The following is a 4,602-nucleotide window of genomic DNA, read 5'->3' as shown; positions in this document are numbered from 1 at the left end:
ATCGCAGAGTTCTGCCGTAAGAAGTAGTCAAAGGTTACTTTCGTGAGATAAAACAAAGGCGCTCAATAAGCGCCTTTGTTGTTTTAAGCCACTGGAGCCAAAGTATTAGCCGATTAACCCAAAAGACGCCACCAAACTTTGCAGTGAAGACATAAGCTCTGTATTCAAATTGGTTGAAATAAAACTGACAACCTGCGCTTTATCATCGGCAAATAAAGATAAAGCCTGATCATAACCAGCGCCTAGCCCTTCAACCCCTTCATTAATTATGTTATTAATCCCCCGACAATCTGGGTGATATGGGTACACCTTACAATCAACTTTACCTGCAATCATAGCAAAACCCCTTTAAACCTATTTAAAAACAATGTGATACTGAGGTTTCGCCATACTAACTAATTGCTTTTTTATATCAAATAAGTTCCAAAGTTCTTTGTTTAAAGTTAGATACCCAGCCCAGAAAGGGGGAATTATCGTGCTAGAGGGGTTGGGAAGTTATTAGGCACTTTTAATTATGAGGTTGTTTTTTCATCGATGGTTAATTTAAGCAATGATATATATAACTCAAACTTCGAGATTGTTAGCCGACAGAAAATACCAAATACGTACAGTAATGGAACAATGTATGCTATGGCTAGAACCCAATCATAGGTAATATTTTGAAGTTTATCCCATGAAGCGATCAGAGCTAAAAGGCCTGGAGTCAGCCCAAACTTTTCGAGATTTCCAACCAACAAAGATACTCTATGCTCAAAGTCATTTTTCTGATTTTCAAGTAAGTCTAGCGTGAGCTTGAGGTCTCCTAGTTTTCGTGACATCAGATACTTTTTATAACGTCGTCGAATTGGCATTGTGACTGCGGCATTTTCTAATTGTATAACAACTGGGTTTGAGATTGCCTTTAAGATAGTGTTTCTATTCTCGTACATCGATATAAATGGCTGCGAATAATACGATATGTAAGAAAGTACAATGGTAACCAAAGAAATGTGTTTCAGCCAATTAAGCTCTGTTAATTTATAACCGACAGCAAATAGTAACGATACAAAAACTATAAGGAAGGATACAAGCATCGCCTTTCCGGCAAGAGTACTGAAATAAGAAGGAATATCTTTATTGATGCATTGTTTCTCTCTGTAACTTAAACAACGTAAACCTCTAAAAATTGATTCTGACATATTTTGATTTCCTCGACACAATGTCTAGTATCATGGGTATTTTTCAGCCAAACTGATTCACATAGCGACATCACCGTTTTGGGAAATTACGCCATAAATAAATAGCCTAGTCATGATTTCATTACTTTTGGTCCGGCGGAGAGTAAAATAAAACCTCAGACAACGTTTTCGAAGAAACAGTTGATAGGGTCTGAAAGTCAAGTTCGCCTGTGGTTTTAAGACCCTTCTGAACCTGAAAATCTAGAATTGCTTTCTTCAATTTTTGGCTCATCACTGGTTTGTTTTGCTTTGTGTCAAAAACAGTGCTTTCTTCAATAGATAAATAATGAGCTATAGAATCATATGCTTTAACCTCTAATTCGATGTATTCCTGTCTGCTCTGGTTTGTTGATGACAAGCGGAAAGCAGCCTCGGTATAAGCTAACGCTGCTGTACCAAAATCTCCTTTATGAAAACTTGATTGTGCGTTTTTAACAAGATTGCGCTGGCGCTTATTTGACTTTAAAGAAATTATTTTCTTCTTGATTGGACAATCGTATGAGTCGTAATAGTATGCTCTATGATTTATTGGAGTTACGATGATTTTCTCTAAAATTTCGCAGCTAAACTCCTTTACAAGATAACCATCTTGTCCTGTTGCAGAAACTCGTTGCTTTGTGTAATTTTTGTCAATTTTATCAATGTACGCTTTAATTCCCTTTGCTGTATCGGCATCAATGACACGGATTTTATCTTCAGCTATACAGTTCCCCCCTAGGAATATAGTCGCTAATGATAGTACGATTTTACCCAGTTGCATTTAACCAATCCTTTTTGCTAATACAGATGTAAATTACGATAAAGATTATCCATATACCGAAAAGTACTGTAAATATACAAAGCTTATTCTGTATCAAGGATGTTTGTACATCTTTAGGAATTATCTTTATAGGTTTATCACTTTTTACATAGAGTGCACTGCTGTCTAAGCTATTTTTTAGTTTCACATTAGCTACTAATTTGACAGACGAGTGAGGGTGAATTTCCGACACTTCAAATTCTACAGATTGCAAACTACTGCACTTAGGTTTTCTAGTTTTCGGATTCTTCATATTTGGCGGCATAAGGATGACTTCTTGCTCACCTTGACAACTAAGTGTCTCGCTATAAATTTCAAATGTTAAGTCTTTAAATAGTTTATTCCCAGATACATTAGTCAGTAAATAGGTCAATTTCCCAGTTTTATCATCATATCTTTGACTCGTTATCTCTAGAATAGGGGAATTTTCAAGACTGCTTACAACCTGATTCGTAGTCCAAGCAAAAACCGACAATAGAACCGTAAAAAGAAGTGGGATAGTTTTCATTCGCCCCCCTAAAAATCAAACTTTAAAAGTAGGTTTATTTCCTACCAGCCTAAAACAACTCATTAAAAGAAAGGGAGTATTTGTAATGTTATCCACCCTACTATCACAGCACTAATGAAGTGATGGGATCAGGTGTTGCCTTTTGCCACCCATTAGCTTTTCTATATCAAATCTATCCGATGATCTTTGCTCAAACTTCGACACACAACCTAGAATGAGGCAAAAACAAAAAAACGTATAAAGTCCCACTCCCACACTGCAAACCCCATCACAAAACCACAATTTTCTGCTGAGGGTATAAACCGTCACTTTCACTATCTTCACGGTCTCCTTAAATACCCTTCTAAGCAAATACACTATTGGGTCAGTTACTTTGTCAGCCCCTTTTAACGTTCACTCAGTGGTTTAGCACAGTGATGATTTCCATATAACTTGTTACAGTTCAGCCATTTAATATGCATGTAGATTGATTGCCCGCAGTGGTTGGGTCACAAGAGTGAAGCGGTATGGCGAATGATATTGAGTTTAGCTTTGAGGTCTCTGGGTTTTTAGGGTCGTTCAAAGTAGAAAGTTTTCGGGTGACGGAGGCTCTGTCTGCCCCGTTTGAAATGAGCCTGACCGTCTTATCAGACAATGATGACATTAGCTTTGAGGCGCTGAGCAGAAAAACTGGCGTGCTGAGTGTCTATGGTCAAGGTGTAGCGGCGGCTCGCCAGTTTAACGGCAGCATTTCAGAGCTGAGTTATATGGGCTCTGGTCGGCGCTATTCTCGCTATCAGATTACTTTGGTGCCTCAACTTTGGTTTTTGACCCAGCGCCAAGATTGCCGTATTTTCCAAAACAAAACCGCGCCAGATATTATTCGCCATGTGTTTGATGATGCGGGGATGAGCGATTACCGCTTTGAGCTGGCGGGCCAATACCAAGAAAAAGACTACGTGTTGCAATACCGCGAAAATGACCACCATTTTGTTCAGCGTCTGTTAGCCGAGCATGGCATGTGGTTTTACTTTGAGCACAGCGATAGCGCGCATACCATGGTGATTGTTGATAGTAACGACGCGATTCCAGAGCTTGTCAGCACGCCGCTCAACGCTTCTTATCTTGGGCCTATGCTGTTTCACTCTCAAGGCGGCGGTGTGTCTGACAAAGAGCACATTTTCGACTTAGAGCAAGTACATCGCGCTCTCACCAGTGATGTCAGCTATAGCGATTACAACTACCTCACCCCGAAAATACCGCAAAACAAAACCGCCCAAGACGGCGTAAATACCGATTTAAAACGCTTCGATTACCCTGGGCGCTATACCTCTCCTGACTTTGGCGCTCAGCGCAGCAGTGAATGGATGTCAGAATACAGGGTAGATAGCCATCAAATTCATGCCTCAAGTAATATTATGCGTTTGGCCTCAGGCTTAAGTTTTGAGATAAGCGAACATCCGCGCTCCTCAGTCAACCGTGATTACCTAATGCTCTCTGTGATGCACCTTGGTGAAAACCCTCGCGTACACGAAGAAGAAGGTGCCGATGCCCCAACCCACTACCAAAATCAGTTTATTTGTCTGCCGCGGGATGTGACCTATCGCGCCCCCAAAATGGCCTCACCTGTAGTCGATGGCACACAAACAGCCGTGGTAGTTGGCCCTGCGGGAGAAGAAATCTACACCGATGAACTTGGCCGGATTAAAGTACAATTTCACTGGGACCGCTATGGCCAAAGTGATGAACACAGTTCATGCTGGCTGCGAGTGAGCCAATCCATGGCCTCGCCTAATTGGGGCGCGGTGTACCTGCCCCGTATTGGACATGAAGTGGTGGTGACCTTTTTAGAAGGTGACCCAGACAGGCCACTTATCACAGGCGCCGTGTATAACGGCTTGCACAAACCGCCTTATGAATTGCCCGAGCACAAAACACGCACCGTCTTTCGCACTCAAAGCCACAAAGCCGACGGTTACAACGAAATGCACTTTGAAGATGAAAATGACCAAGAAATGGTGCATTTTCGTGCTCAAAAGGACATGAAAACCAAAGTGCTCAATAATCGCTACCGAGATATAGGGGCTCTTCTCCGCTTA

At 41.1% G+C, this 4,602-nt stretch carries 5 protein-coding genes; 1 reads left to right on the top strand and 4 read right to left on the bottom strand.

The window, feature by feature from the left end:
- Positions 1-105 precede the first annotated feature (105 nt).
- The 4 genes from KO511_RS03755 to KO511_RS03740 form a co-directional block, all read right to left on the bottom strand.
- Positions 106-336, bottom strand: coding sequence for a hypothetical protein (locus KO511_RS03755; protein WP_215986133.1), 231 nt, complete (start codon positions 334-336; stop codon positions 106-108).
- Between the two features lie 176 nt (positions 337-512).
- Positions 513-1,178 carry a hypothetical protein gene (locus tag KO511_RS03750; RefSeq protein WP_215986132.1) on the bottom strand — a complete coding sequence of 222 codons (666 nt, stop codon included), beginning with the start codon at positions 1,176-1,178 and terminating at the stop codon, positions 513-515.
- Positions 1,179-1,299: 121 nt separating this feature from the next.
- Complete coding sequence (locus tag KO511_RS03745; protein ID WP_215986131.1) at positions 1,300-1,977, bottom strand: peptidoglycan-binding domain-containing protein; 678 nt, start codon at positions 1,975-1,977, stop codon at positions 1,300-1,302.
- Positions 1,964-2,524: a hypothetical protein gene (locus tag KO511_RS03740; protein WP_215986130.1), complete on the bottom strand. Its 561-nt coding sequence runs from the start codon at positions 2,522-2,524 to the stop codon at positions 1,964-1,966. Before KO511_RS03740 ends, KO511_RS03745 begins: the two co-directional genes overlap by 14 nt.
- A 506-nt stretch (positions 2,525-3,030) precedes the next feature.
- On the opposite strand from KO511_RS03740, the gene tssI reads away from it, so the two are divergent.
- Positions 3,031-4,602: type VI secretion system tip protein TssI/VgrG (gene tssI / locus KO511_RS03735; RefSeq protein WP_215986129.1), on the top strand; the 1,572-nt coding region annotated here is incomplete at its 3' end.

Origin of the sequence: Vibrio hepatarius (genome assembly GCF_018860525.1) — a bacterium.
In the GTDB taxonomy this organism is placed as follows: domain Bacteria; phylum Pseudomonadota; class Gammaproteobacteria; order Enterobacterales; family Vibrionaceae; genus Vibrio; species Vibrio hepatarius_B.
The sequence above is the reverse complement of the archived record's forward strand: the minus strand, read 5'-3'. Positions and strand labels throughout refer to the sequence as shown.

What these genes read in the sequence shown, in the direction of transcription:
- KO511_RS03755 (WP_215986133.1), bottom strand. Translation starts at nt 336, where the DNA reads ATGATTGCAGGTAAAGTTGATTGTAAGGTGTACCCATATCACCCAGAT.
- KO511_RS03750 (WP_215986132.1), bottom strand. Translation starts at nt 1,178, where the DNA reads ATGTCAGAATCAATTTTTAGAGGTTTACGTTGTTTAAGTTACAGAGAG.
- KO511_RS03745 (WP_215986131.1), bottom strand. Translation starts at nt 1,977, where the DNA reads ATGCAACTGGGTAAAATCGTACTATCATTAGCGACTATATTCCTAGGG.
- KO511_RS03740 (WP_215986130.1), bottom strand. Translation starts at nt 2,524, where the DNA reads ATGAAAACTATCCCACTTCTTTTTACGGTTCTATTGTCGGTTTTTGCT.